This is a genomic window from Bacillus sp. H1a, from assembly GCF_000633475.1.
Classification (GTDB): domain Bacteria; phylum Bacillota; class Bacilli; order Bacillales; family Bacillaceae_G; genus Bacillus_A; species Bacillus_A paramycoides.
The window spans coordinates 102441-127664 of the sequence record NZ_AYMH01000045.1 but is presented as its reverse complement, the minus strand read 5'-3'; the positions used below and the strand labels follow the sequence as shown (position 1 = coordinate 127664).

Genomic DNA, 25224 nt, shown 5'->3' with positions numbered 1-25224 from the left:
TGATTTATCCTTTCGGTTTACATATAAGTGCTACAAAAAATGAAAATAATATTGCTGCTGAAATACCCGCTGACGTTAAGCTAAACATACCGATTCCAATTCCTAAATATCCATGTTTTTCTGCCGCATGCATTGCTCCGTGCAGTAGTGAATGCCCAAAGCTTGTAATAGGGACCGTTGCCCCAGCACCCGCAAATTTTATAAGCTTATCATACAATCCGAATCCATCTAATATAGCCCCAACGACTACAAAAGTTGCCATTAAATGAGCTGGTGTTAACTTGGCGAAGTCTAGCAACACTTGTCCAATTACACAAATAGCTCCGCCTACAAGAAATGCATATATAAAATCCACAATTCACTCTCCTTTCACTCTTTCAAATACAACACCGTGCGCGATTGTGGGAATCGTTTCCTTCTGTTGCATCATCATCGGGCTTAATAATGCTCCAGTAGCAACAACAAGAATTCGTTGTAAATTCCCCTTTTGCATCTCACGTAATAAATGCCCGTACGTTACAACCGCTGAACAAGCACAGCCACTACCACCTGCAAACACTTCTTCCTGACTCGAATCGTAAATCATTAATCCGCAATCATTGTATATATTCCCGAGATTATATCCTTCCTCAAGTAAAAGTTGTTTCGCAATTGGTGTCCCAACAGCTGATAAATCACCCGTAACAATCAAATCATAATCAGCGGCACTTCTTCTTAAATCTTCAAAATGCTGTTGAATTGTATGAGCAGCAGCTGGTGCCATTGCCGATCCCATATCTAAAGGATTCGCAATTCCTAAGTCCTGTACTTTCCCAATCGTAGCTGTTGTTATTTTAATTGCACTCTCTTCATTGCTAATTAATATGGATCCTGCTCCAGTAACCGTTGAATTTGCTGTTCCTGGCTTTTGTCCTCCATACTCTGTTGGATAACGAAATTGTCTTTCAGCCGTCGCATTATGACTACTTACTGTAGCTAAGATGCGATTCGCAAATCCACCGTCTATAAAGGCTGCTCCAACCGCTAAAGTTTCCATTGACGTCGCACAAGCGCTAAACATTCCTAAAAAAGGAATACCACACTCACGAGCAACATAATTTGCGGTCACTGTTTGATTTAATAAATCACCCGCTAAAAAGAAATCAATTTGCGATTTTTTTATATTTCCTTTTTGCATCGCTTGTTGAATCGAGTCTGACATTAACCTTCGCTCAGCAAGTTCCCAATTCTCCTCTCCACAATGTAAGTCAGCATATGAAATATCAAAATCCTTTCCAAGAGGGCCTTCAGCTTCTTTCGGACCAACGGCAGTACCAGTTGCATTCACGAAGATATCATTTTGAAATACCCACGTTTGTTTTCCTGTCAACCTCATACCTATCCCTCCTTTAAGACATTAAAATTTTAAATGTATATCTTATTAACCCGATAATGTATGCACCGACGACTCCAAACACAATGACGCTGCCTGCAATCTTAAACATATTAGTAGCAATCCCAAGAACAATCCCTTCACTCCTATGTTCTAGTGCAGCACTCGCCATAGAGTTCGCAAATCCAGTAACTGGTACTGCTGATCCGGCTCCAGAAAACTGCCCGATCTTATCATATACACCACATCCTGTTAAAATCGCCGATAATAAGACAAGAGTGGCAACTGTAGGATTCCCTGCCTCTTGTTCGCTAAAATGAAAGTAATGTATATAGAATTTCATCAATACCTCTCCCACCATACAGATGAGTCCACCTACAAGAAATGCCTTTACACAATTTATCAAATAGTTCGGTTTTGGATGGTACTCCTTCACTTTATTTATGTAATCATCCTTCAATTTTCGTTGTGCCATTTATATATTGCCTCCTACTTTACGAAATAAATCCAGTGAAATAATGAGCCTATTACTTTTCCAAGTACAAGAGCAACGAGCAAAATAACAATTTTCCCCTCTACCCCTACCCGTTTCGCTAAAATAGGTAAAACGTTTAACACTTCTGTTAATGCCGCAGCAAGCATTCCAATGAACGTGCCACAAAACAATCCCAGTATTACGAGCCAATATTGTGACGTTTGAAATGTAATATTTTTCAAACTACACCAAGCCCCTATTAAAGTACCTGCAATGACTGCCCACTCAAAATATCGAATATGCTTTCCACTTCTCGTTAATTGAGCTAAACGTGGGATAATACCAAGCGCAGCTAAAAATGCAACATATCCGCTACCTACCGCAATGCCTCCAGCTAAACCAATTAAAACTACAAATCCAAACTCAATCATCGGCAATCTGTTTCGTATTATCCTTATTTTCATGAACGATAACATATTGATCGAGTGACTGCTGATACTGAAACATCTCAACTTCTAATGGACTAGGCTCTTCATTGATTCGCTTTTGAAATACATGATTAAAAAACAAGACCATCCCTAATCCAAGACCTAATGAATATGGAATTTGAAATAATAGCGGTTGTGCCTTAAATTCTCCAGTAATCATGTAATATAACCGTTGGTGTACTTGTTGCATACTAACATCTTCATGGAAATAAATTATCGCAAGAGCCGCGCCAATGAAAAGCAACAACCATACAAGTCCGAAGAAAACCGGGTGCACTTTCTTTTTTTCGTATATAATTTCAACAAGAGTTTGTCCAGAACCAAGTAAATTAATTTGTATATGGGACGCTTTTTGTTGAATAATCTCAATCACTTTCATAACATCAATTACAACGTGCGTTTTATCATGCGCTGTTATTTTGTAAACTATCTCATTTTGTAACGACTCAACTATCAAAGAATCTCCGGCAAGTTGAGCAACATCACCCAGCTTTACTTCATAAGTAGGAGAAACTTTTAAGCGATTTCGCATTTTAATATAAAGCGTTTGTTCCAACTTCCAATCACCCCTTCACTCTTCCTCGTAGTTGTAGTATGGTTATTGGAATTTTTTCTAATACAGTTTTTTCATAAAAAACATCTGTACCGTTTCGGTACAGATGTTTTAACCTACGCCTTTTTCTTAAATAAATTTGCAATACTTAATGCGAGTCCTCCCCAAATAACTACCATACCAATAACCATCATCATAATCGCTGATCCACTCATCATGAAACACCTCGGTCCTTCCATTCTTTTTCAAGCTGTGCAGAATCTGAATATATTTGTGCATTCCACTTTTTTAAGCTAATTACTATCGCAACAACAAGAAATGCTGCAGCTATCGACCAACCATACGTTACAACAAAAAAAAATCGAATAGATAGCTATTCATCTATTCGATCTTTCATCTGTTTCAATATTTTCTTTTCAAGCCTTGAAACTTGTACTTGCGAAATACCTATGCGCTCCGCTACTTCTGATTGGGTTTGGTCTTTATAATAACGCAAATACACAATTAGACGTTCTCGTTCATCCAATTCTCTAATTGCTTCTTTTAAAGCAATTTTATCAAACCATTTCGTTTCAGATTGATCTGCAATTTGATCTAAAATAGTAATTGGATCTCCATCGTTTTCATACACAGTTTCATGTATTGATGAAGGAGCACGACTCGCTTCTTGTGCCAAAACGACTTCTTCTGGCGTTAGTTCAAGAGCCTCCGCTACTTCATTAATCGTTGGGGCTCTTCCAAATTCTTTCGAAAGCTCGTCTCTCATCTTTCGAATTTTGTTTCCTGTTTCTTTTAAAGATCTACTTACTTTCACAGATCCATCGTCACGTAAAAACCGTTGTATTTCACCAATAATCATTGGAACTGCATATGTTGAAAATTTCACGTCGAAAGATAAATCAAATTTATCTACCGATTTTAAGAGCCCAATACATCCAATTTGAAATAAATCGTCTGGTTCGTACCCTCGATTAAGAAATCGCTGCACAACCGACCATACGAGACGCATATTACTTTGAACGATTGTATCTCTCGCTTGTTGATCTCCATCTTGACTTTTTTGAATTAACGCTTTTAGCTCGTGGTCCTTTAACTGAGGTTTCTTCTTCTCATTTCTGACCTCTATGTCCATAGGCTATTCTCCTTAATTGCATAGAGCGTTACTATTTGATAAGTATTTTGTCAAATGGATTGTTGTCCCGAAAGATTCGTTTGAAATAACTTCTACTTCATCCATAAAATTTTCCATGATAGTAAATCCCATTCCGGAACGCTCTAATTCAGGTTTAGTTGTAAAAAGGGGTTGTCTTGCCTCATCTAAGTTAAAGATACCAATCCCTTCATCTCGAATCGTGAGTTTCACCATTGCTTCTTCCAAAATCACTGAAATATAAACAACACCTTCTGCATTTCCTTCATATCCATGAATAATTGCATTTGTAACTGCTTCTGACACAACTGTTTTAATCTCTGTTAGTTCTTCCATCGTCGGGTCTAGTTGTGCAATAAAAGCAGCTACTGTAACGCGAGCGAATGATTCATTCTGACTTAACGCTGAAAATTGAAGGTTCATTTCATTTCTCATTTATGCCACCCCCAACGTCGCGAGCGCATGCGCTTCACTTTCTTCTAAACGAACAATTTTGAATAGACCTGACATTTCAAATAAACGTTTAACAGGCGGTGAAATTGCACAGACAACCATTTCTCCACCTAATCCCTTTACATGTTTATATCGGCCTAATATAACACCTAGACCAGAACTATCCATAAATGTTAAGTTCTCTAGGCTCAAAACAATATGATGAACACCATGTGTCTCAATCATATCTGTTACTTTCGTTCGCAACTCTTCAGCAGTATGATGATCTAATTCACCCTCTAGTCTCACACATAAGACGTCACGTTTTACTTCTAAGTGCATGGAAAGACTCACACGATTTCCTCCTTATGCTCAAACTTTACTCATTAACATAAGATTTTCGTGATATAAAATAAGAATCCTTCCTACTGACAAAAGAAGAACTATTTCGTCATAAAGTGAAACCTTTCAGCAATTATCCCCGTATATACGAGCAGAAAAGCGGCAAAATTCCCGCCGCTATTTTGATGTTGAAAACATCCCAAAACTTCTTTTAAATAGTTCCCACCAGCTTGCTGCAGCAACATCTTCTTTTGCTACAATTGTTTGTTTTAATAAAACATCTTTATCTTTTTTAATAACGAGTGTACCAAGTGCATCACCTTTTTTAATCGGTGCCTTTACTTTCTTTTCAGCAATCACTTCTTGTTTTACCTTGTCCATATTTTCGCCCTTCTTCATAAGAAGAGACACATTGTCTGACGCAACTAAATCTACTTTTTCTTTTTTACCTTTTCCTACTTGTACAGTCTTAATTTTCTCGCCACGTGTATACAATTTCTTTGTCATATATTGTCCAAATGCATAGTCAAGAAGCTTTGTTACTTGGTTGTTCCGCTCTTTTGACGTAGGTGCTCCCATGACAACTGAAATAACACGCATTCCATTTTTTTCAGCTGATGCTGTTAAACAATATTTCGCTTCTGTCGTAAAACCCGTCTTCACTCCATCTACTCCAGGATAAAAACGAACTAACTTATTCGTATTAACGAGCCAAAATTTCTTATCCGTATTTTCACGTAAATAGTCTTCATACTTACCTGTATATTTTCGAATAAGTGGATACTTCATCAACTCTTTCGCCATAATAGCCATATCATTCGCTGTGGAATAATGATCTTTCGCTGGAAGACCTGTCGGATTTTGAAAATGTGTATTTTTCAGTCCTAGATCTTTCGCTTTTTTGTTCATCATATTTACGAACCCTTCTTCTGAACCAGCGATATGCTCAGCTACTGCAACAGATGCATCGTTTCCAGATGCAATCGCAATACCCTTTAGCATTTCATTTACAGTCATCTCTTCCCCAGGCTCTAGAAAAATTTGTGATCCACCCATTGAAGCTGCGTGTTCACTCGCTCTAACTTTATCGTTTAGTTTTAGTTTTCCTTTTTCAACTTGTTCCATAATTAATAGCATTGTCATAATCTTCGTCATACTAGCAGGTGGTAACTTTTCATTCGGATTTTTAGCAAACAAAACTTTACCTGTATCTTGCTCAATTACGATTGCTGACGACGCTTGTTCGGCTAACTTCGGTGCTGTTTCTTCTGTTTTCTCCTGCTTCGTTTTCTCAGATTGTGCGAAACTAACTGAAGTACCAGAAAGCAATAACATGAAACAAACAAGTATTCCAAAAACTCGCTTCATGACTAACCCTCCATTCTATATCAAACCTATTTTTTCCAATTTATACATTTTTAATACCATATTTTTCTATCATTTTCAGTTGACAAATAAATTCATCGCCTATATTGTATTAAGTGTATTACACACAGTAGTACACTTAATACTCATCAGGAAGGAGACATTGCTCTTGCATATTCAACTTGATCCAAGAAGCAACACTCCGATATGGGAACAAATTGTCCAAAATGTAAAAGAACTCGTATTGAAAAACATGTTAGCTCCAAGTGATAAGCTTCCTTCTGTACGCGAGCTCGCATCTTTGCTCGTTATAAATCCAAATACAGTAAGCAAAGCTTATCAAGAATTAGAAAGACAAGGGATTATTGAAACATTACGAGGGAAAGGAACATTTGTATCCCAATCGATTACCCCAACATTAGACGAAAGGAAAATCGCTATGGTTGAAAAGCAATTTCATCAATTACTACTAGAAGCCTCTTATCTTGGGATTACGAAAGATAAAATTCACGATTGGATAGATTCATACTACAAAGAGATTGGAGGAAGTACAGATGCTGAAAGTGACAAACTTGAAGAAAACAATTGATAATCAAACAATTTTAGACGATGTTTCTTTCACATTACAAAAAGGTAGTATCGTCGGATTGCTCGGTAGAAACGGTGCAGGGAAAACAACTTTATTACGAACGATGGTCGGCATTTTAGACCCCGATGAAGGCACTGTTACATATGAGGATACGGATGTTCATAAGCAGCCGGAAATTAAACAAAAAGTTGTATATGTTCCGGATTCTACTAACATACTGAACGGATATACAGTAAAGGAAATCGTGAAATTTTATAAAGCCGTTTATACAGCATTCGATGAACAATATTTTTATGAAATATTAGAACGTTTTAACTTGCCGAACAAACGAATTCGTAGTTATTCAAAAGGAATGAAAGCACTGCTTGCCATCATTTTAGCTTTCGCTGCAAAAGCAGAATATATTATTTTAGATGAACCGACAAACGGGCTTGATCCTATCGTTAAAAGACAAATCCTACAATTTCTCGTTGAAGAAGTAGCGGAGAAAGAAATTACGATTTTCATCTCTACTCATCATTTAGATGAAGTTGAAAAAATCGCAGATACAATCATTATTTTAAAAGGGCATACAGTAGATTCTATTACGTCACTAGACGATGCAAAATCACGATTTGCTAAAATACAAGTTGCTTACGAACGATCATTACCTCAAAAACTAGAAAACTTAAGCAATATTAAAATATTAAATCAAACGGGAAAAGTATATACGATTTTAATCGAAGGAAATGTTGCTGCAACACTTGAGAAGTTTTATAAAGAGCAACCAATACTCATTGAAGAATTAACAATGTCACTTGAAGATTTCTTCGTTACGACGCTTGAGGAGGATGGGTATGTTTCATAAGGCGTTATGGATGTGGAATTGGAAACGCGGGAAATATGCTGTTTTACTATTTTTCTTTAGTTCACTTTATTTTTTATCTTTCGAATACTATCAAGCAGCAGAAGAGCAACAGTCTCTCTTTCTCCATCCAGAAAGCATGGGTGAAAAAAAGTTTTACTATCACTATTCTTTTTATTCTTCTAATAGCTTTTTGTTGGGTATTATTACAATTGCCCTAGCCTGTATATTAATTGGATGGGAACGTAGTCATCAACATGGAGAATTACTGATGACGATGCCCTTTAAAAGGCGTGATATTTTCTTATCAAAATGGTTTTTCGGTACATTTTTTATTATAGTATCATTTCTTATTAATTGGATTCTTATGTATTTTATTTACAAATCAACAATCCATTTTGAATATCAATCATTCGGCCCATTTCATCGTTATTTTCTTTACGCAATTTTTTCATATATTGCTATTTACACTGTTTCTCTATGTATTGGCACATTTACTGGTGGCGTTATTCCACAAGGCATCTTTAGCATTACTTTTTGCGTAATCGGAATGGGAGTGTTTTCACTCTTGCTCTTTTTCTTAACAATCAACGCAGATGCACTATATGAGCATAGAAGCTATACAAGATTTGAGAAAATTTATGATTTTACTAAGAAAACAGACATCTCAAGTCCCATACTAAACTTTTCAATTGATTATCATTATGATCCTAATTCACAATCATACGTGGATAGCGGAAAAGTTATAAAAATAGGGCCTACATCTCATCGTTACTACTCTGCCAAAGTAATTCTTGTTTCTATTTTCTATACAATTTTCGGCTTACTTCTTGGCACATTTCTTTACACGAGGTCACCGAATGAAAACAATAAGAAAATCTTTATTTTTCAAAAATACCGCTCACTTTGGATATGGAGTGCTACCATATATGCTGCATTAATAGGTGGCCAAATGTTAAATAGTTATAATTTGTTATTTAGTTACTATATTGGATTCTTTTTAACTGGAATCGTCACTTATTTTGTATTATCACGTCTTACAAATTATAAAGTTTTTTAAAGGAGAGATCCTATGTTTCAAAAAGCATTGTGGATACGCACATATCAGCAAAGCAAATATATTGTTTGGCTATTTTGGTTAGTAAGTTTCTACGTACTGTCATATAAATATTATTTATCAGCTGCAACGCAACTAAATTTTTTCCATGAAAATAATAAATGGAACTATATATTCCGATACACTTATCACCTTTCACTTATTGATGCTATCATGGTTCAAGGGGCACTCCTCATTGCATTAGCCTGTATCCTTATTGGATGGGAACGTCAAAATCAATCAAGTGACTTTCTATGGTCTATGCCATTTAAACGGAAAGATCTCTTCATGACGAAATGGCTTTTTGGCGTGTGTAATATTGTAGCTATCGTTATATTGAATTGGGGACTTTTTGCTATTATGAAAAAGACAACTTTTCATAATAAGTATCAAGTATTTTCACCATTTCATACTTATTTCTTATACATGGTTATTGTATTAATTTCCATCTATACCCTTGCACTATGTATAGGTACAATTACTGGAAATATAATTTCACAAGGATTTTTTGCTACTGCTATACTTGGATTTCCTTTTATTTTACCAACACTTATTGCTGGATTTATTTCCATCCATACAAATACGCCTGCTTATACACAAGAGAAAGTAGATAGTTTATATACAGGTATACTAGAAAAAGTGAATATTTTAGCACCAATTCACAGATTCGATATTGATTTCGATTACGACCCTCAGAGGGCGTATACCGATGCTGCTGGAGTGCGTCATGATGAGCCAAACTTCACTTACATTCCTTCAGCGACGAAACTTATTGGGCCAATCGCAAATATAATTATTTTATTACCTTTAGGGATGTACTTATATACAAGATCACCTAATGAACAAAACGGAAACTTCCTATTATATCCAAATCTCAAAAAGCTATGTATGATATGTTGTGTAATCTTTATTGGAATGTTTGGCGGAATGTTAGTAGGTGGAAGCCACTCTATCTGGAGCTATTATATGGGCTTCATAGGAACTAGTGCCGTAGTTTACTTAATCTTATCTCACTTCTTAAAACTTAAATTTTCTTCGAATATAAAATAACCTCCTTTTGAAGGAGGTTATTTCACATTCTCTCTCCTATCCCCATACACCATTTCTTCTTTCATCCCAAACCCATCACCATTTTGTACAATTTGTTCTGTCGGTGCGACTACACTTTCAGCAATTTTCCATTTCCCATTTTCTTTCACAAATACTTGTAGAAAATAGTTCATGCCATTAAGTTGATATGCATTTTCTTTTTTCACGTTATAGCACACCGCAATGTAGTACACTTGAATATTTTCTTTCCCTGCTTTTGATACGTATTGCGATAATCTCGGAATGTACATAGATGCTTTCTTAAACGGCAATTGCTTTGCTTTAACGAGCGCTGAATTTGTTACATTACGCAATGTGTCCTGATTACGAATATTATCGCTATGATGGAATAATACTGCATTTTGCATAGAACGAACCCATAATTTCGAATATAAGACCGTATTATCGTTTTCAATATACTTCACTTCTTTTTGCACCACTTGGATAGGGGTATCGGCGTACGTGAATGTATGAAAACAGAAAAAACTTCCAAGTAAAATGGTAAGCGCAGCAATATATTTCATAATCTTTCCTCCGATCTTTTTAATTAAAGTATCGGAGTTTCAAAATATTTTTATTCAAAAGAAAAAGGATAGGAAAGCTCTCGCCTCCTATCCTCATTTATTATAATACGCGGCCAAATAGTTCTAAAACCATTTCTATCTCTTGGTCGCTCCAACCTTTAAATCTATCTTTATAATATTCTTTACGCACAGCTTCAAGTTTTTCAGTTACTTCTCGTCCGTGTTCTGTAATTTCTAAGTACACGATACGACGATCTGAATTTGAACGTTTTCTTTCTACAAATCCTTTTCGTACGAGACGATCTGTTACAGCTGTAATATGACTGGAGGTTACGTTTACTTCACTCGCAATTTGCGAAGCCATCTGTGGACTTTTTAAAAACAACGCACGTAGTACAGAGAATTCATTATATGGCATATGCTCTGAAAAACGTGTATTAATATCATTTTGTAATAAACGTATCATCTTTCGAAATGATGCAGATAAATCTAAAATCAGTGTTTCTCTTTTTTCGTTCACTAGCCTCGTCCCTTTTTTATCATATTTATACATATTATAATCTATAAATACCTCTGTTGTATATGCTTTCTTTCCTCTTAATTCTCATTTATGTAACTTTTTTCATACGATTTTCTTTTTTGTTCACACATATACATATAAAGTGAAACTTTAATCAGTGGGAAGGTCTCCATCCCCCACTGATTATTAGCCTTCACCAATCGGGCTTTTACGGGCAGTCTTACTGCCCGCAAATAGCGGAATAAAAAAGGATGGTGATGCAAAATGCAAGGTGGAATGAATCCGTATTTACATAATATCCGTACGACAAATGCTGGTAAAGAAGCTACTATTACTGTACAAGGAGAAGGCATTGTAAAGGCAAAACCAAATGTTGTCATATTAACACTCGGAATTCGAACAGATAGTAAAAATGTAAAACAGGCGCAAGAAGAAAATGCGATACAATCGAAACAATTGCTGGATGCACTCAAACAGCTCGGTATTGCCGATAAAGATATAGAAACCATTTCTTATACGATTACTCCTCAATACGAATATGTAAATGATAAAGCATTACTACAAGGATACCGTGTGGAGCATTTGTATGAAATTACCGTTTTAAATGTGCAAAAAGCAGGGGAAGTATATGATATAGCCGTTTCGAATGGTGCAAATGTAGCAAAAGGGTTACGTTTTCGAATATCTCATCCAAATAAATATTATGAGCAAGCTCTCATTCAGGCTCTGCAACAAGCAGTAGACAAAGCTCGTACAATTGCGAGTACATACAATTTAAATATTAATCCTGTTCCACTCTCACTCGTTGAAGAATCTGTCCAATTACCACGGGAGGTTGCATCCTATGCTACTTTGCAAGCGCATGCAGCTCCGCCCATTCAATCAGGAGAATTAGAAATCATTTCATCTATCCGGGCTATTTTTACGTATTTATAAATAATTTCATTTATAAGTAACCGTTATCATTTTCGTTGTTGTAAAAACATGATGTTCTGATATAATAAAGGACGGTGAGCTCTTACAAAAGAGATATCACGGGTGGGAGAGGGATATGAAAAAGAAGGTTTAACATGAAAGGAATACTTGAAAGAACATTTAAATTAGACTTACACGAAACATCACCAAAACAAGAAGTTTTAGCTGGAGTTACGTCATTTTTCACGATCGTTTATATTATGATTGTAAATGCGTCAATCTTATCAGATGCCGGCATTCCTCTTGAGGCAGGAATCTTGGCAACTGTTTTTAGTTCATTTGTCGGATGTCTACTCATGGCATTTTGGGCAAATGCACCTGCTATTCTTGTCCCTGGTATGGGTGTAAATGCATTCTTCACGTACACTGCTGTGCATACGCTCGGTTTAACTTGGCAAGAAGCATTAGCTGCTGTCTTTATCTCTGGTATTATTTTTGCAATTGCCGCGTTTACACCGATTGCTCGCGTGCTTTCGGTATCGATTCCAAAGTCATTAAAGGAAGCGATCACTGTCGGTATCGGGTTATTTTTAGCTTTTATTGGCTTGCAAAAAGGTGGTTTAGTCGTTTCGCATCCTACTACTGCTGTTGCAATGGGAAAATTAAGTAGTCCTGTCGTTCTTGCAACACTACTTACTCTTATTGTAGCACTTGTGCTATTTGTGCGTAACGTACGTGGAAACTTTTTATGGACGATTGCAATTGGAACTGGTATTGCATGGCTGTTCGGCCTTGTTGATACGAGTCATGTGGGAAATAGTTCGTTTTCATTCGCTAATTACGGCGATGTGTTTGGAGCTATGTCATTTGGGAAACTTTCTTCCTTACCATTTTGGATTGCAACATTCTCCTTAAGCATGGTGCTTATTTTTGAGAACATGGGACTTTTACACGGTTTATTAGAAGATGACCGTAAATTCCCACGTGCTTACCAAGCAAATGCAATTTCAGCAATGACATGTGGTCTATTTGGCACAAGCCCTACCGTTTCAACTGTAGAGAGTGCCGCAGGTATTACTGCAGGCGGGAAGACAGGTCTGACGTCTATCGTTACAGGGTTGTTATTCTTCGCATCACTGTTTGCGCTTCCGTTTGTCAAACTAATTCCTGATAGTGCCATTGCACCAATCTTAATTATTATTGGCGGCCTGATGATTACAAGCATTCAACAAATTCCTCTGAACGACTTTTCAGAAGGGTTTCCAGCGTTTTTAATTATCGTTATGATCCCGTTCACATATAGTATCGCTGATGGTATTGCGTTCGGATTTATCGCTTATCCTATCTTGAAAGTTGCTCTTGGAAAGCGTAAAGAAGTCGCACCATCCATGTATATCATTACATGCTTATTCTTAGCCATGTTCGTATTACATGCTATTGGCTAGTAAAAAAAACACCGAGTATTTCTCGGTGTTTTTTTACTTAAACCATCCTTTTTTGTAAAACCAAACCATCATTCCTCCGCCAATTAAAGCCATTAAAAATAAACAAATAAAATAACTATACTGTCCGCCAAGCTCTGGCATATGCGAAAAGTTCATGCCATATACCCCTGCAATAAATGTTAATGGCATGAAAATAGTCGAGAATACAGTTAATGTTTTCATAATGTTGTTCATATGGTGGGAATTCAACGAAAAGTAGCTATCTCGAATATCTGCTGTTAATTCACGGCTCGCTTCAATCATCTCTGTCAGTTTAAGCAAATGATCATGTATATCTTTGAAATAAATTTCATGATCGCTTATACCGTAAAAACGAGTTGAATTCAATATACGATACAATAAATCACGCATCGGAATAATCGTACGCCTTAGCTTAGATAAATCTGAACGAATATCGAATACCTCTTCTAGCACACTTCCTGCTGTCTCACCCGTTAAATTATCATCGATTGCATTTAAATGATCTTCAATGTAATAAACAGGTGCGAAATAATCATCTACAATTTGGTCAATAATTGTATGTGCTACATGTAAAGGGCTCTTCTTAATACGTTTCTTCTCACCGAGCGTTTTCCATACTCTTTCAATCGCATTGTTATGAGAGAAATGGAAAGAAACAATATATCGATCGCTAACAAATAAATCGATTTCATGTGGTTCCAATCCGTCTTCTCCAAACGCATGGAGAACTAAGAAATTATATCCATCATAAAAATCTACCTTTGGCCTCTGTACATACTCTACACAATCTTCAATTGCAAGGGGATGGAACTTGAAGTGATCTTGTAAAATATATGTATACTCTTCTTTCGTCGGCTTGTATAAATCAAGCCAATACCATACGATGTTTTCTTTTTTCGTTTCTTCTAGCGAAACATCATATAAAACTTCATTTTTTTTCGTTATTGCACAAATTCTAATCATAATTTCACCCATTATTATTATAAACAAAAAATAGTAAAAAAAGCCAAGGAGAAATCTCCTCAGCTTTTTTAATTACTTCGTTACAATACCGTGTACTAAAGTCGGTGCATCTACGTGTTCTTTAGCGATTTTCATGTTCTCATAAATTTTCGTTTTAACATCTTCAACATTTTCGCGGTTTGCGTAAATTGTAACAAGAGAATCACCTTTTTTCACGCTATCGCCTACTTTTTTGCGAAGCATTAGACCAACTGCTAAATCGATTTCAGACTCTTTCGTAGCACGCCCTGCTCCTAAAAGCATTGCTGCTGTTCCAATTTCATCTGCAACGATTTCCGATACGTAACCGTCTTCTTTCGCTTCCACTTCAATTTTAAATTGTGCTTGTGGTAATTTAGAAGGATCATCAACAACAGAAGCATCGCCGCCCTGCGCCGATAAGAACGTTTTAAACGCTTCTAGCGCTTTTCCATTGTTCATTACTTCAATTAATTTTTCACGTGCATCTTCTAATGATGAAGCTTGTCCAGCAAGGTATACCATTTGACTTCCAAGCGTTAAACATAGCTCTTCTAAATCTTTCGGTCCCTTACCTTGTAATGTATCAATTGCTTCTTGTACTTCTAATGCATTACCGATTGCCTCACCAAGTGGCTGACTCATATCAGAAATAACCGCCATCGTCTTACGACCAACGTTATTACCGATTCGTACCATTGCTTCCGCTAAACGTTTCGCATCTTCGTCTGTTTTCATAAATGCACCCGCTCCTGTTTTTACATCAAGAACGATTGCATCCGCTCCAGCAGCAATTTTCTTACTCATAATCGAGCTTGCAATAAGCGGAATAGAGTTTACTGTTGCCGTTACATCACGAAGCGCATATAACTTTTTATCAGCAGGTGTTAAGTTTCCACTTTGGCCAATAACAGCAATTTTATTTTCATTTACAAGACGCATGAATTCATTATTTTCGATTTCAACATGGAATCCTGGTACTGCCTCTAATTTATCAATTGTACCACCTGTATGTCCTAGACCACGTCCAGACATTTTGGCAACTGGTACATCTAAAGCAGCTACTAATGGACCTAATACAAGTGTCGTTGTATCACCAACACCACCTGTTGAATGCTTATCTACTTTGACCCCTTCAATTGCCGATAAATCAATTGTATCGCCGCTATTTACCATTGCCATCGTTAAATCAGCACGTTCTTGTTCATTCATATCTTGGAAGAAAATCGCCATTGCAAGTGAACTCATTTGATAATCTGGAATATTACCATTTGTATATCCTTCAACGATAAAGTTAATTTCTTCTGTCGTTAATGCATGTCCATCACGTTTTTTTGCAATTAGGTCCACCATTCTCATTGTGAAGTCACCCCTTCATTTGTTTTACGATTGCTTTTACTAATGCTAAGAAGTTAGCTTTAACACGTTCTGTCGTTTCAATTACTTCATCGTGGTGAAGTGGCTGATCTAAAATACCAGCTGCCATATTTGAAATACAAGAAATACCAAGTACTTTCATACCAGCATGACGCGCTACAATTACTTCAGGTACAGTTGACATACCAACTGCATCTCCGCCAAGTGTACGAAGCATACGAATTTCAGCAGGTGTTTCATATACAGGACCTGTCATTCCAACGTATACACCTTCCTGTACTTTAATGTTTAAATCTGCTGCAACTTGTTTCGCCATTTCGCGAAGTTCTGTCGTATATGATGTAGACATATCAGGGAAGCGTACACCCATTTCAGAATCATTCGGTCCGATTAATGGATTCGTACCCATGAAGTTAATGTGATCTGAAATTAACATAAGATCGCCTGGTTCAAATGATGTATTTACACCACCAGCTGCATTCGTTACAACAACTGTTTCTACACCTAGTTCTTTCATAACACGAACTGGGAATGTTACTTTTTGCATATCATATCCTTCGTAGAAATGGAAACGTCCTTGCATTGCTACTACTGTTACACCTTGAAGTGTACCAAATACTAATTGACCTGCATGACCCTCTACAGTTGAAACTGGGAATTCAGGGATTTCGCTGTATGGTACTGTTACTGCATTCTCGATTTCATCTGCTAATACACCTAGTCCAGATCCAAGGATTAGTCCTACTTGTGGTGTCTCTTGAAATTGCTCTTTTAAGTATGAAGCTGATTTTGTAATAAGTTCACGATTCATTTGTTTATCCCCCTATTTCTTTAGCTCGTTTAAGAAGCTTGTTCCGTGTTCTGGCATTTTAACGTTAAAGTTTTCTGCTACAGTTGCACCAATATCAGCAAATGTTTGACGAAGTGATAATTCTTGTCCGCCATCTTTCATGCTTGGGCTATATGCTAATAACGGCACATATTCACGTGTATGATCAGTACCGTGGTGAACTGGATCATTACCGTGGTCTGCTGTAATTAATAATAGATCATCTTCTTTTAGTTTTTCGAATACTTCTGGAAGACGTGCATCATATTCTTGTAATGCTTCTCCGTATCCTTGTGGGTCACGACGATGACCGAATAATGCATCAAAGTCAACTAAGTTTAAGAAGCTAAGACCTGTAAAGTCCATATTTAATGTATCTACAAGCTTATCCATTCCATCCATATTAGACTTCGTACGAAGTGATTCAGTTACCCCTTCTCCATCATAAATATCAGAAATTTTACCAATAGCAATTACGTCATAATCGTTATCTTTTAGTTCATTCATTACTGTGCGACCAAATGGTTTTAACGCATAGTCATGACGATTTGGTGTACGTGTGAAGTTTCCTGGTTCTCCGACGAACGGACGAGCGATAACACGTCCTACCATGTACTTCTCATCTAGTGTTAATTCACGTGCAATTTTACAAATTTTATATAGTTCTTCAAGTGGTACTACTTCTTCATGAGCTGCGATTTGTAATACGCTATCAGCAGAAGTGTAAACGATTAAAGAACCTGTTTCCATTTGCTCTTGACCAAGCTCATCAAGAATCTCAGTTCCAGAAGCTGGCTTATTACCGATAATTTTACGGCCTGTTTTTGCCTCTAATTCATCAAGTAATTCTTTCGGGAATCCTTCAGGGAACACTTGGAATGGTGTATCAATATATAGGCCCATGATTTCCCAGTGACCTGTCATTGTATCTTTACCAGTAGATTTCTCTTGCATTTTTGTATAATATCCAAGCGGTTTCTCTACTTTAGAAATACCTTTCATTTCACGAATGTTACCAAGACCTAATTTCACCATGTTTGGCATTTGTAATCCATTCATATGTTCAGCAATGTGACCAATTGTATCAGAACCTAAATCACCAAATTGTTCAGCATCTGGTGCTTCACCGATTCCCACTGAGTCCATTACGACTAGGAAAATACGTTTATATTTATTCATAACTGCGACCTCCTATAAGTTCAGTTCTACTTCTTGTAGTATGTTCAAAACGCTATAAAGTGAAACTGTTATCGATAAGAATTATCTTTCGTTCTCATTGTCAAACAGTACTTCTTTAAATCATTCTCTAACCTATTTCGTTTTACTTGAAACGACTGAAAAACATTTCTAGTTTTTTCTAAGTCAGATGTCAGACATCTGATATTGATATCATAACATGTTTACGCTTTCTTTTTAATACATTTTCGTAGAATTTCTCATTTTCTTCACACTTCTATTGTAATCCATTCTACAAAGAAGTGCTAATCATTTTATGAATAATTTCCTAATATAAAAATAAAAAAGTAGCTCTAAAGAGCTACTTTTTTATTTTACTTCTACTGTTTCTTCTTTATGTTCATGTAGTTCGCCTTTTCTTACATGAACTTTCACTTTATAAGTACCATTTTCTTTAAATGTATGCTTGGTTACGTACTCGCCTTTATTTCCTTCTTTTGCTGGAATAAATTCATGTTTTTCAACGCCATCTTTCCAAATCTCAAGTTGTACTTCAGCGCCAGTTAATGCTTCTTCTTTTTGTTTCAAATGAACTTTCATTTCTGATTCAGCATTGGCTTTCAAATCTCCAGCCATAAGGTGAATCATTGTATCGCTCTTATGATCGCCGTGCCCTGCACCATGATCACTATTTTCTTTCTTTGCATCTTCTACTTTGGCATTTCCCACAGCCACTTTTTCTTCTGGCATAACATGCATTTCACGTGCATTTGTGTGAGCAATAATATGGTATACTCCATCAGTCTCAAATGTTTTCTCTACAGCATAAACCCCTTTCCCTTTATGCTTACCATCTAACATCTCGTGTTTCTCGTCGCCATCTTTCCAAATCTCAAACTTTACGTCATCAGCATCCGTTACTCTTTCTTTTCCTTGTGTAACAAGTGCCTGTACTTCTGTTTTTTCACCTGGTTTAATTTTTTTCGGATTCGTTTGAACGGCTACTTTTACAGCCTCAATTTTCTGTTCTTTTTTCGGTTCTTCTTTGTTTGTATTACAGCCAGCCAGTGCTAGCATCGCGATAAATAATGTAATAATAAGTTTTTTCATCTTCATTTCCTCCTTCATACTTTCCTTAGTATAGAGTAAATACATTGTAATATTCTAGTCTTCTGCTGAAAATAATGTACGAAATGTTTGTGAAGTTTCTGTGAAGTGCTTTACTCTTCTCAATCTATGAAAAAAAGAGCATAATAACTATGCTCTCGGATGGAACTGTTTATATACATCTTTTAATCTAGTTTTTGAAACGTGTGTATAGATTTGCGTTGTTGAAATATCTGCATGTCCAAGCATTTCTTGTACAGCACGCAAATCTGCCCCGTTCTCTAATAAATGCGTAGCAAAAGAGTGACGCAACGTATGCGGTGTAAGCTCTTTTTCAATATTTGCTTCTTTCGCTAATCGCTTTAAAATTTTCCAAAACCCTTGTCTCGATAATCGGTTTCCATGATGGTTTAAAAAGAGTGCATCTACTGCTTTTTTCCCCATCAATTCTCTTCTTCCTTTTTCAATATACTTTTGAATCGCTTCCGTCGCTAAGCTTCCTAATGGAATAATTCTTTCTTTATTCCCTTTCCCTATGCAGCGAACAAACCCCATCGTTAAGTGTACATCTTCTAAATTTAATGCAATTAATTCTGAAACACGAAGTCCTGTTGCATACAATAACTCTAACATTGCTTTATCACGAATCCCAAAAGCACTCGCCGCTTTCGGTGTTTGAAGTAACGCTTCTACTTCGTCAACAGATAATACTTTTGGTAATTTCCGTTCCCCTTGCGGCGTTTCAATATGTACCGATGGGTCATGCTCCACCGCTCGTTCACGAAGTAAAAATTGGTGAAACGAACGAATCGATGCAATATGACGTGCCAATGTTTTTGAAGACTTCCCATTTTCTTTTAAATACTGCAAAAAGTTAACAATGTGTAGGCGTGTCACTTCATGAAATGTCTTCGTCTGTTCTACATTTTGCAAATACTTCACATAGCTTTTCAAATCACGTTCGTAAGATACAACTGTATTTTTCGCTAATCCTTTTTCAACAATCATATAATGAATAAAATCTTTTAATTGATCTTCCAATCTACACTACTCCCCATTTTCATAGAAAAACATCATTCTATTTACGAAAGCATCCTTTGCCGGCTCCTCATTCCCTGATACTTTTTCTACAGTCTCTTCTTTTGGCTTTTCATAACGATGGTAACTTTCATATTCTTCATTTATCCATAGTATAGCGAAATAAAACAAAATCGTACAACTCGTAAATAATAAAAATACTTTCATTCCATCAAAAGTTAATTTCAAAGCTCGGCGCATTGTAAATTCCTCCAAAATATAAGTTATTACAACATATGCCAAGCTTCCACCGATTTATACCTTATTCAAATAAAAAACCTCTTCCTAGTTAAATAGGAAAAGGTTATTTTTCATCCGTTTCATTTTCTTGACAATTTTTACAAATCCCATGGAATGTTAAACGATGATCTTTCACCTTAAAGCTCCAGTCTCGTTCTACTTTATTCTCCACTTCACCAAGTAAATCTTCTTGTATTTCTTGTACAGCACCGCATTGTGTACAGATTAAATGATGGTGGAAACGCTGTGCACCTTCTTGGCGTAAGTCATAGCGTGAAACACCGTCTCCGAAGTTAATCTTATCGACAACTTTTAACTCAGATAATAGCTCTAAAGTTCGATAGACGGTTGCTAATCCGATCTCTGGCGACTTTTCTTTTACAAGGAGGTATACATCTTCTGCGCTTAAATGATCTTCTTCATTTTCCAGCAGCACACGAACTGTTGCTTCACGTTGTGGTGTCAATTTATAGCTCGCTGCATGTAATTGCTTCTTAATTCGTTCAATTCTTTCTTCCATTCGGTACTACTCCCTCCTCGCCACTCTTACACCATTATATCAGAAGAAGGGCTTCTGTCAAAAGAAAAAACAATAAAAACAAATTGATAATTATTCTCAAAAAGTATTTATTTTTTATTAATAGCTTCCACGACTTCTTTCATTAAAATTGGTGATGCATATGCTTCGACGCTAGAGGCGATAGCTAACACTGCTCCAATCACGAGAAAAAAGCATGTATAACGAATTAATAACGGTAATAGTGGCTCAGTTATTTTCCGGATAAATTGGTGCCTAATCATTCTCAAAGAAAAGCTTGCAGCAATTGTTGTCATAACAAGAAACACTGGAATTATAATTAAATTTTGCGGCAATACAGATACAAATGCTAATAGTAATCCATTCCATCCGTGCTGACTTACTAAAAAACCTACTGTAAATCCAACAACTACTCCTTTTAAAAATAATAAGATAAAAATAAGTGGTAATCCAATAATGGAAATCCCTAAAATCCAAATAAAGCCAATATATTTTAATTGCGAAAAGTAACTTTCTCGAAACATTTCACCCGCAATAGCAAATTCTCCTTTAGAAACTTGTCCAAAAAAACGCTGTAAATAAAATGATAAATCTTGCTTTTGGTTTATTTGTAAACTATTCACAAGAATCGCTCCAAATATTACTCCCATCAATAATAAAACAGAGTTAAATATATATAGTGAAGAATTTTCCTGTATGTGAGACATTACACGGTCTTGCCAAGTTTTTCGCCACATTTTCCTTCCCTCCGTTCACACTCTTACTAAAAATGTATGTGAGAAAGAAAAAAAGTATGACGAATTAACATTGAAATTCCGCTCTACTTTGCTAAACTAAATAGTAGAGAATAGGAGGGATTTCTCTTGAAACCATTATTGTTAGATTTTCCAACATTATTTCAAACTGAGCGCTTGCAAGTACGTAAGCCGTTTCCAGGTGACGGCACAGAAGTGTATGAAGCAATCCAAGCTTCTCTAGAAGACTTATTACCGTGGATGCCAATTACAGCTGAAACAGAAGAAAGTGCTGAAGAAATTGTTCGCGAAGCTCACGGACAGTTTTTACTTCGTGAAACACTTGATTTTCACTTATACGATAAAGTATCTGGTACATTCATCGGAGCTATTACTCTTAAGCCTGAAAACTGGGATATTCCAAATTTTTCACTTCACTTCTGGTTACATAGCGCTTATACAAAGCAAGGCTATATGACAGAAGCCGTTAAAGGGGCAATTCAATTTGCCTTTGATAAACTAGGTGCTAGAAGAATTGAAATTCGTACTGACGCAACAAATGTAAATGCATGTAGCTTAGCAGAACGTCTTGAATTTATTTTAGAGGGTACTATGGAAAATGATTTCCTAGCGCCAGACGGTAGCTTACGCGATGCACGTGTATATGCGAAAATTAATTAAAAAACACTCGCCTAAGGCGAGTGTTTTATTTTTGTAATTGTAAATACTGTACTGCAAACATCGTCTTCGCATCATGAATACGATGATTTTCCATAAGAGAAATTGCTTCTTCTAATGACACTTCCATTAATTCCACAAATTCATCTTCATCTAAAGCTGCTTTATTTTCTTTTTGTTTTAATCCTGTCGCTTTATATACATATAAAATCTCGTCTGCAAAACCAGGTGATGTATAGAAAGATGTGATAAACTCCATATTTTCACATACATATCCTGTTTCTTCTTCTAATTCACGAACTGCTGTTACCTCTGGCTTTTCCCCAGGTTCTAACTTCCCAGCTGGAATTTCCACAATTGCCTTTTCGAGAGCTTTACGATACTGCTCAACAAGTACAATTTTCCCCTCATCAGTAATAGCAATAATAGCAACTGCCCCAGGGTGATTTACGATTTCACGTTTACTCATTTCTCCATTTGGTAATACTACATCATCAACACGAACTTTTATAACTCTACCATCAAAAATCGGTTCAGTTTTTACTGTTCTTTCTGCAAGATTACTCATACTACTTCATCTCCCTGTTCTATTTCCTAATCGTTCTTCATACATTTTACCACATTGAAAGGAGCCTGATAGAAATGAAAGTTTATATTTTACCAAATCGCGTCACTTTAGTCGGCAAAGCATGGCAAATTCGTCATAAACTAAAACAATATGGAAAAGAGTATACAACTGTGCAAGAGTGGATTACAGCAAACAAAAAGTAAACGTTTGTCAACCTTCTTCCCCTTTCGTACAATAAAGATAAGGAGGTTGACTTATGAAAAAACGTCAATTAGGAAAATCAGATTTATATGTTACGGAAATCGGATTTGGCTGTATGTCTCTTGGAACATCTGAAGTAGAAGCTATGCGTATTATCGATGAGGCAATCGATTTAGGAATTAACTTTTTTGATACAGCGGACTTATACGATTATGGATTAAATGAAGAATTTGTCGGAAAAGCTCTGAAAGGAAAACGAGATCAAATTGTTCTTACAACAAAGGTTGGAAATCGATGGACAGAAGAAAAAAACGGCTGGTCTTGGGATCCTTCTAAAGCTTACATAAAGGCCGAAGTAAAAGAAAGTTTACGTAGACTTCAAACAGATTATATTGATTTATATCAACTGCATGGCGGGACGATTGAAGATCCTATGGATGAAACAGTTGAAGCCTTTGAAGAATTAAAAAAAGAAGGTATTATTCGTCATTATGGTATCTCTTCTATACGTCCAAATGTCATCCGTGAGTATGCAAAACGTTCAAATATCGTTAGTGTATTAATGGAGTACAGCCTTTTAAATCGTCGTCCTGAAGAATGGTTCCCGCTACTTTATGAACATCAAATTAGTGTCATCGCACGCGGACCACTTGCAAAAGGACTGTTAACTGACAACAATGAAACGAAAATAGAAAAAGTGAAAGAAAAAGATTACCTCTCCTATTCTTTCAATGAATTAAAACAAACATTAACTAATGTAAAAGGCATTACAGGAGAACGCTCTTTAACTGGATCGGCCATTCAATACTGCTTACATAATGAAGCTGTTGCATCTGTTATACCTGGTGCAAGCTCTATTCAACAGTTGCAAGAAAATATACATGCTGGTAAACAAACACCTTTAACAGAAGAAGAATATACACAACTTCAGCAAATTGTAAAATTTGATACATATGCTTTACATCGTTAAAAAGACGCTACCATACTGGTAGCGTCTTTTTATAACGTATCATATTTATCAGGGTTCGTCCCTACATGTAAATTACGATCTAACGTATTAATTTGATTCATCTCTTCTTCAGTTAATGAGAAATCAAAAATAGTAAAGTTCTCTTCAATACGAGATGGCGTAACAGATTTAGGAATTGTCACAACCCCACCTTGAATATCCCATCTTAATATAACTTGCGCAGGTGTTTTTTCATATTTGTTAGCAATATCCTGAATAATTGGGTGCTCGAATACTTCCCCGCCCCTCATTAATGGACTCCATGCTTCCATTTGAATTTGCTCATTTTGACAGAAGTTACGCAATTCAAATTGCGCTAACATTGGATGCAGTTCCACTTGGTTTACCATCGGCTTCACTTTGCAATTTGATAATAACAGTTCTAAATGATGTTTATGAAAATTAGAAACACCTATCGCACGCACTTTACCTTCTTCATACAATTTTTCTAAAGCTCGGTACGTATCAACATACTTCCCTCTAATTGGCCAGTGGATTAAATATAAATCTACATAGTCCATTTGTAATTTCTTTAAGCTCTTTTCAAACGCCTCGAGTGTCTCCTCGTATCCTTGATCGTCGTTCCAAACTTTCGTTGTAATAAATAAGTCTTCTCGCGGGATTCCTGATTCACGAACCGCCTCTCCGACACCGCTTTCATTTTCATATACAGTCGCTGTATCAATCGAACGGTATCCAACTTCTAACGCTTTTTTTACTGCTTGTTTTACTTCGTCGCCTTCTTTCGCTTTATAAACACCTAAGCCAATCATCGGCATTTTCACGCCATTATGAAGTGTAGTTGTTGGAATATGCACATTCGTTCTCCCTTTCATTGTTACATTTTTATAAACCACCACTTTATTTCAACAAGATTCATCCAAAAAGTCAAAACATACGTACAGTTTACATAATAATTTTATACACCTTATAAAAATAACGTGAACTCAGTCATTCACGTTATTTTCTATCCATTCTTTTGCTTTTTCATCAACATTACGTACAAACTCATCTTTTCCTTCTGTATACAGCGTGCCATCATATGTATATTTTTCGGCTAGTTCTTTCTTTAAAGTTGCATATGCCTCAGCTTCTTCACAATGAGCCATCATATAATCACGAAACGCTAAATGCCTTGTAATCTCAGAATTTCCTTTTTCAAATACGTGCAAGTGATACGAGCGTTTCTCCTCAGTTCCATGAATAAAAAAACGGCGACCTGAAATGCCATTTTCCCCTTTCACAATATAACCAAGCTCGTCAAATTGTTTATTCCAATGATCTACTCTTTCAATACTATCTACTTCCATTATCATATCAATAATTGGCTTAGCCGCAAGTCCTGGCACTGATGTACTGCCAATATGATAAATTTTCACCGTTTCTGGCATCGCCAGCTTTAATCTTTCGGCTTCCATTTGGAATTTCTCACTCCAATGATTTTCGTACGGAACGACTACAATTTTTCTCATTTTAATTCCCCTTTTCT

At 36.3% G+C, this 25224-nt stretch carries 33 protein-coding genes; 9 read left to right on the top strand and 24 right to left on the bottom strand.

Annotation, left to right across the window (positions count from 1 at the left end; translation table 11 throughout):
• Positions 1-4: 4 nt before the first annotated feature.
• The 10 genes from spoVAE to dacF form a co-directional block, all read right to left on the bottom strand.
• Positions 5-355 (bottom strand): stage V sporulation protein AE, encoded by a 351-nt coding sequence (gene spoVAE / locus U860_RS0121670; protein ID WP_000345912.1) that lies wholly within the window; start codon positions 353-355, stop codon positions 5-7.
• A gap of 3 nt (positions 356-358) precedes the next feature.
• Positions 359-1375 carry a stage V sporulation protein AD gene (gene spoVAD, locus U860_RS0121665; protein WP_025150150.1) on the bottom strand — a complete coding sequence of 339 codons (1017 nt, stop codon included), beginning with the start codon at positions 1373-1375 and terminating at the stop codon, positions 359-361.
• 13 nt (positions 1376-1388) lie between these two features.
• Positions 1389-1847, bottom strand: coding sequence for a stage V sporulation protein AC (gene spoVAC / locus U860_RS0121660; protein WP_025150149.1), 459 nt, complete (start codon positions 1845-1847; stop codon positions 1389-1391).
• A gap of 14 nt (positions 1848-1861) precedes the next feature.
• Positions 1862-2278, bottom strand: a complete 417-nt coding sequence (locus tag U860_RS0121655) for a stage V sporulation protein AB (RefSeq protein WP_025150148.1) — start codon at positions 2276-2278, stop codon at positions 1862-1864.
• Positions 2271-2891 (bottom strand): stage V sporulation protein AA, encoded by a 621-nt coding sequence (locus U860_RS0121650; RefSeq protein ID WP_002173302.1) that lies wholly within the window; start codon positions 2889-2891, stop codon positions 2271-2273. The genes U860_RS0121655 and U860_RS0121650 overlap by 8 nt, the downstream gene beginning before the upstream one ends.
• A gap of 113 nt (positions 2892-3004) precedes the next feature.
• On the bottom strand, positions 3005-3106 hold the full coding sequence (locus U860_RS0121645; protein WP_002094424.1) for a methionine/alanine import family NSS transporter small subunit: 102 nt from the start codon (positions 3104-3106) through the stop codon (positions 3005-3007).
• Between the two features lie 155 nt (positions 3107-3261).
• Positions 3262-4020 carry an RNA polymerase sporulation sigma factor SigF gene (gene sigF, locus U860_RS0121640; RefSeq protein ID WP_025150147.1) on the bottom strand — a complete coding sequence of 253 codons (759 nt, stop codon included), beginning with the start codon at positions 4018-4020 and terminating at the stop codon, positions 3262-3264.
• Positions 4021-4032: 12 nt separating this feature from the next.
• A complete protein-coding gene (spoIIAB, locus tag U860_RS0121635; protein WP_001243400.1) occupies positions 4033-4473 on the bottom strand; it encodes an anti-sigma F factor in 441 nt (146 codons plus the stop codon).
• Complete coding sequence (gene spoIIAA / locus U860_RS0121630; RefSeq protein ID WP_002088460.1) at positions 4474-4824, bottom strand: anti-sigma F factor antagonist; 351 nt, start codon at positions 4822-4824, stop codon at positions 4474-4476.
• A gap of 165 nt (positions 4825-4989) precedes the next feature.
• Positions 4990-6180, bottom strand: coding sequence for a serine-type D-Ala-D-Ala carboxypeptidase DacF (dacF, locus tag U860_RS0121625; protein WP_025150146.1), 1191 nt, complete (start codon positions 6178-6180; stop codon positions 4990-4992).
• Positions 6181-6346: 166 nt separating this feature from the next.
• Here dacF and U860_RS0121620 point away from each other — a divergent pair, with 166 nt between their 5' ends.
• Genes U860_RS0121620 through U860_RS0121605 form a run of 4 tightly spaced genes read left to right on the top strand, consistent with a single transcriptional unit; the run spans position 6347 to position 9756 of the window.
• Positions 6347-6766: a GntR family transcriptional regulator gene (locus U860_RS0121620; RefSeq protein WP_025150145.1), complete on the top strand. Its 420-nt coding sequence runs from the start codon at positions 6347-6349 to the stop codon at positions 6764-6766.
• Positions 6732-7613 carry an ABC transporter ATP-binding protein gene (locus tag U860_RS0121615; protein ID WP_025150144.1) on the top strand — a complete coding sequence of 294 codons (882 nt, stop codon included), beginning with the start codon at positions 6732-6734 and terminating at the stop codon, positions 7611-7613. Before U860_RS0121620 ends, U860_RS0121615 begins: the two co-directional genes overlap by 35 nt.
• A complete protein-coding gene (locus U860_RS0121610; protein WP_025150143.1) occupies positions 7603-8670 on the top strand; it encodes an ABC transporter permease in 1068 nt (355 codons plus the stop codon). Before U860_RS0121615 ends, U860_RS0121610 begins: the two co-directional genes overlap by 11 nt.
• Positions 8671-8682: 12 nt before the next feature.
• Entirely contained in the window at positions 8683-9756 is a 1074-nt protein-coding gene (locus U860_RS0121605) for an ABC transporter permease subunit (protein WP_025150142.1), read from the top strand.
• A gap of 17 nt (positions 9757-9773) precedes the next feature.
• Here U860_RS0121605 and U860_RS0121600 read toward each other — a convergent pair whose 3' ends face one another.
• A complete protein-coding gene (locus U860_RS0121600) occupies positions 9774-10319 on the bottom strand; it encodes a hypothetical protein (RefSeq protein WP_025150141.1) in 546 nt (181 codons plus the stop codon).
• Positions 10320-10419: 100 nt separating this feature from the next.
• A complete protein-coding gene (locus U860_RS0121595; RefSeq protein ID WP_025150140.1) occupies positions 10420-10839 on the bottom strand; it encodes a MarR family transcriptional regulator in 420 nt (139 codons plus the stop codon).
• Positions 10840-11103: 264 nt separating this feature from the next.
• Here U860_RS0121595 and U860_RS0121590 point away from each other — a divergent pair, with 264 nt between their 5' ends.
• Together U860_RS0121590 and U860_RS0121585 are read left to right on the top strand one after the other, a co-directional pair.
• Positions 11104-11775, top strand: a complete 672-nt coding sequence (locus tag U860_RS0121590) for an SIMPL domain-containing protein (RefSeq protein WP_025150139.1) — start codon at positions 11104-11106, stop codon at positions 11773-11775.
• Positions 11776-11909: 134 nt separating this feature from the next.
• Complete coding sequence (locus U860_RS0121585) at positions 11910-13199, top strand: NCS2 family permease (RefSeq protein ID WP_025150138.1); 1290 nt, start codon at positions 11910-11912, stop codon at positions 13197-13199.
• 33 nt (positions 13200-13232) lie between these two features.
• On the opposite strand, the gene corA is transcribed toward U860_RS0121585, so the two are convergent.
• The 9 genes from corA to spoIIM form a co-directional block, all read right to left on the bottom strand.
• Positions 13233-14195: a magnesium/cobalt transporter CorA gene (gene corA / locus U860_RS0121580; RefSeq protein WP_025150137.1), complete on the bottom strand. Its 963-nt coding sequence runs from the start codon at positions 14193-14195 to the stop codon at positions 13233-13235.
• Positions 14196-14255: 60 nt separating this feature from the next.
• Positions 14256-15560 carry a pyrimidine-nucleoside phosphorylase gene (locus U860_RS0121575; protein ID WP_025150136.1) on the bottom strand — a complete coding sequence of 435 codons (1305 nt, stop codon included), beginning with the start codon at positions 15558-15560 and terminating at the stop codon, positions 14256-14258.
• 7 nt (positions 15561-15567) lie between these two features.
• Positions 15568-16389: a purine-nucleoside phosphorylase gene (locus U860_RS0121570; RefSeq protein WP_025150135.1), complete on the bottom strand. Its 822-nt coding sequence runs from the start codon at positions 16387-16389 to the stop codon at positions 15568-15570.
• Positions 16390-16401: 12 nt separating this feature from the next.
• Positions 16402-17586 (bottom strand): phosphopentomutase, encoded by a 1185-nt coding sequence (gene deoB, locus U860_RS0121565; RefSeq protein WP_025150134.1) that lies wholly within the window; start codon positions 17584-17586, stop codon positions 16402-16404.
• Between the two features lie 366 nt (positions 17587-17952).
• Positions 17953-18693: a FixH family protein gene (locus U860_RS0121560; RefSeq protein WP_025150133.1), complete on the bottom strand. Its 741-nt coding sequence runs from the start codon at positions 18691-18693 to the stop codon at positions 17953-17955.
• A gap of 147 nt (positions 18694-18840) precedes the next feature.
• A complete protein-coding gene (xerD, locus tag U860_RS0121555; protein WP_002173319.1) occupies positions 18841-19731 on the bottom strand; it encodes a site-specific tyrosine recombinase XerD in 891 nt (296 codons plus the stop codon).
• 6 nt (positions 19732-19737) lie between these two features.
• Positions 19738-19968, bottom strand: coding sequence for a YqzK family protein (locus U860_RS0121550; protein WP_001250436.1), 231 nt, complete (start codon positions 19966-19968; stop codon positions 19738-19740).
• A gap of 103 nt (positions 19969-20071) precedes the next feature.
• Positions 20072-20527, bottom strand: a complete 456-nt coding sequence (locus U860_RS0121545; protein ID WP_000392654.1) for a Fur family transcriptional regulator — start codon at positions 20525-20527, stop codon at positions 20072-20074.
• A gap of 107 nt (positions 20528-20634) precedes the next feature.
• Positions 20635-21282 carry a stage II sporulation protein M gene (gene spoIIM, locus U860_RS0121540; protein WP_002173320.1) on the bottom strand — a complete coding sequence of 216 codons (648 nt, stop codon included), beginning with the start codon at positions 21280-21282 and terminating at the stop codon, positions 20635-20637.
• Positions 21283-21408: 126 nt separating this feature from the next.
• On the opposite strand from spoIIM, the gene U860_RS0121535 reads away from it, so the two are divergent.
• Positions 21409-21960: a GNAT family N-acetyltransferase gene (locus U860_RS0121535; RefSeq protein WP_025150132.1), complete on the top strand. Its 552-nt coding sequence runs from the start codon at positions 21409-21411 to the stop codon at positions 21958-21960.
• Positions 21961-21985: 25 nt separating this feature from the next.
• Here U860_RS0121535 and U860_RS0121530 read toward each other — a convergent pair whose 3' ends face one another.
• The gene (locus U860_RS0121530; protein WP_002173322.1) at positions 21986-22525 is read right to left on the bottom strand and encodes an NUDIX hydrolase; all 540 of its coding nucleotides are present in this window, start codon (positions 22523-22525) and stop codon (positions 21986-21988) included.
• Between the two features lie 74 nt (positions 22526-22599).
• Between U860_RS0121530 and mciZ the strand changes: the two genes are divergently transcribed.
• Together mciZ and U860_RS0121520 are read left to right on the top strand one after the other, a co-directional pair.
• On the top strand, positions 22600-22728 hold the full coding sequence (mciZ, locus tag U860_RS0121525) for a Z-ring formation inhibitor MciZ (RefSeq protein ID WP_000870295.1): 129 nt from the start codon (positions 22600-22602) through the stop codon (positions 22726-22728).
• A 53-nt stretch (positions 22729-22781) separates the two neighbouring features.
• A complete protein-coding gene (locus U860_RS0121520; protein ID WP_025150131.1) occupies positions 22782-23696 on the top strand; it encodes an aldo/keto reductase in 915 nt (304 codons plus the stop codon).
• Between the two features lie 29 nt (positions 23697-23725).
• Here the strand turns inward: U860_RS0121520 and U860_RS0121515 are convergent, their stop codons facing one another.
• Together U860_RS0121515 and U860_RS0121510 are read right to left on the bottom strand one after the other, a co-directional pair.
• Positions 23726-24553 (bottom strand): aldo/keto reductase, encoded by an 828-nt coding sequence (locus U860_RS0121515; RefSeq protein WP_025150130.1) that lies wholly within the window; start codon positions 24551-24553, stop codon positions 23726-23728.
• 129 nt (positions 24554-24682) lie between these two features.
• Entirely contained in the window at positions 24683-25207 is a 525-nt protein-coding gene (locus U860_RS0121510; protein ID WP_025150129.1) for a GrpB family protein, read from the bottom strand.
• Positions 25208-25224 lie beyond the last annotated feature (17 nt).

Excerpts from the sequence above, each read along its gene's own strand:
- spoVAD (WP_025150150.1), bottom strand. The coding sequence starts at position 1,375 with ATGAGGTTGACAGGAAAACAAACGTGGGTATTTCAAAATGATATCTTC.
- spoVAC (WP_025150149.1), bottom strand. The coding sequence starts at position 1,847 with ATGGCACAACGAAAATTGAAGGATGATTACATAAATAAAGTGAAGGAG.
- U860_RS0121655 (WP_025150148.1), bottom strand. The coding sequence starts at position 2,278 with ATGATTGAGTTTGGATTTGTAGTTTTAATTGGTTTAGCTGGAGGCATT.
- U860_RS0121645 (WP_002094424.1), bottom strand. The coding sequence starts at position 3,106 with ATGATGAGTGGATCAGCGATTATGATGATGGTTATTGGTATGGTAGTT.
- sigF (WP_025150147.1), bottom strand. The coding sequence starts at position 4,020 with ATGGACATAGAGGTCAGAAATGAGAAGAAGAAACCTCAGTTAAAGGAC.
- spoIIAB (WP_001243400.1), bottom strand. The coding sequence starts at position 4,473 with ATGAGAAATGAAATGAACCTTCAATTTTCAGCGTTAAGTCAGAATGAA.
- dacF (WP_025150146.1), bottom strand. The coding sequence starts at position 6,180 with ATGAAGCGAGTTTTTGGAATACTTGTTTGTTTCATGTTATTGCTTTCT.
- U860_RS0121615 (WP_025150144.1), top strand. The coding sequence starts at position 6,732 with ATGCTGAAAGTGACAAACTTGAAGAAAACAATTGATAATCAAACAATT.
- U860_RS0121610 (WP_025150143.1), top strand. The coding sequence starts at position 7,603 with ATGTTTCATAAGGCGTTATGGATGTGGAATTGGAAACGCGGGAAATAT.
- U860_RS0121605 (WP_025150142.1), top strand. The coding sequence starts at position 8,683 with ATGTTTCAAAAAGCATTGTGGATACGCACATATCAGCAAAGCAAATAT.
- U860_RS0121600 (WP_025150141.1), bottom strand. The coding sequence starts at position 10,319 with ATGAAATATATTGCTGCGCTTACCATTTTACTTGGAAGTTTTTTCTGT.
- U860_RS0121590 (WP_025150139.1), top strand. The coding sequence starts at position 11,104 with ATGCAAGGTGGAATGAATCCGTATTTACATAATATCCGTACGACAAAT.
- U860_RS0121585 (WP_025150138.1), top strand. The coding sequence starts at position 11,910 with ATGAAAGGAATACTTGAAAGAACATTTAAATTAGACTTACACGAAACA.
- corA (WP_025150137.1), bottom strand. The coding sequence starts at position 14,195 with ATGGGTGAAATTATGATTAGAATTTGTGCAATAACGAAAAAAAATGAA.
- U860_RS0121575 (WP_025150136.1), bottom strand. The coding sequence starts at position 15,560 with ATGAGAATGGTGGACCTAATTGCAAAAAAACGTGATGGACATGCATTA.
- U860_RS0121570 (WP_025150135.1), bottom strand. The coding sequence starts at position 16,389 with ATGAATCGTGAACTTATTACAAAATCAGCTTCATACTTAAAAGAGCAA.
- deoB (WP_025150134.1), bottom strand. The coding sequence starts at position 17,586 with ATGAATAAATATAAACGTATTTTCCTAGTCGTAATGGACTCAGTGGGA.
- U860_RS0121560 (WP_025150133.1), bottom strand. The coding sequence starts at position 18,693 with ATGAAAAAACTTATTATTACATTATTTATCGCGATGCTAGCACTGGCT.
- U860_RS0121550 (WP_001250436.1), bottom strand. The coding sequence starts at position 19,968 with ATGCGCCGAGCTTTGAAATTAACTTTTGATGGAATGAAAGTATTTTTA.
- U860_RS0121545 (WP_000392654.1), bottom strand. The coding sequence starts at position 20,527 with ATGGAAGAAAGAATTGAACGAATTAAGAAGCAATTACATGCAGCGAGC.
- spoIIM (WP_002173320.1), bottom strand. The coding sequence starts at position 21,282 with ATGTGGCGAAAAACTTGGCAAGACCGTGTAATGTCTCACATACAGGAA.
- U860_RS0121530 (WP_002173322.1), bottom strand. The coding sequence starts at position 22,525 with ATGAGTAATCTTGCAGAAAGAACAGTAAAAACTGAACCGATTTTTGAT.
- mciZ (WP_000870295.1), top strand. The coding sequence starts at position 22,600 with ATGAAAGTTTATATTTTACCAAATCGCGTCACTTTAGTCGGCAAAGCA.
- U860_RS0121520 (WP_025150131.1), top strand. The coding sequence starts at position 22,782 with ATGAAAAAACGTCAATTAGGAAAATCAGATTTATATGTTACGGAAATC.
- U860_RS0121510 (WP_025150129.1), bottom strand. The coding sequence starts at position 25,207 with ATGAGAAAAATTGTAGTCGTTCCGTACGAAAATCATTGGAGTGAGAAA.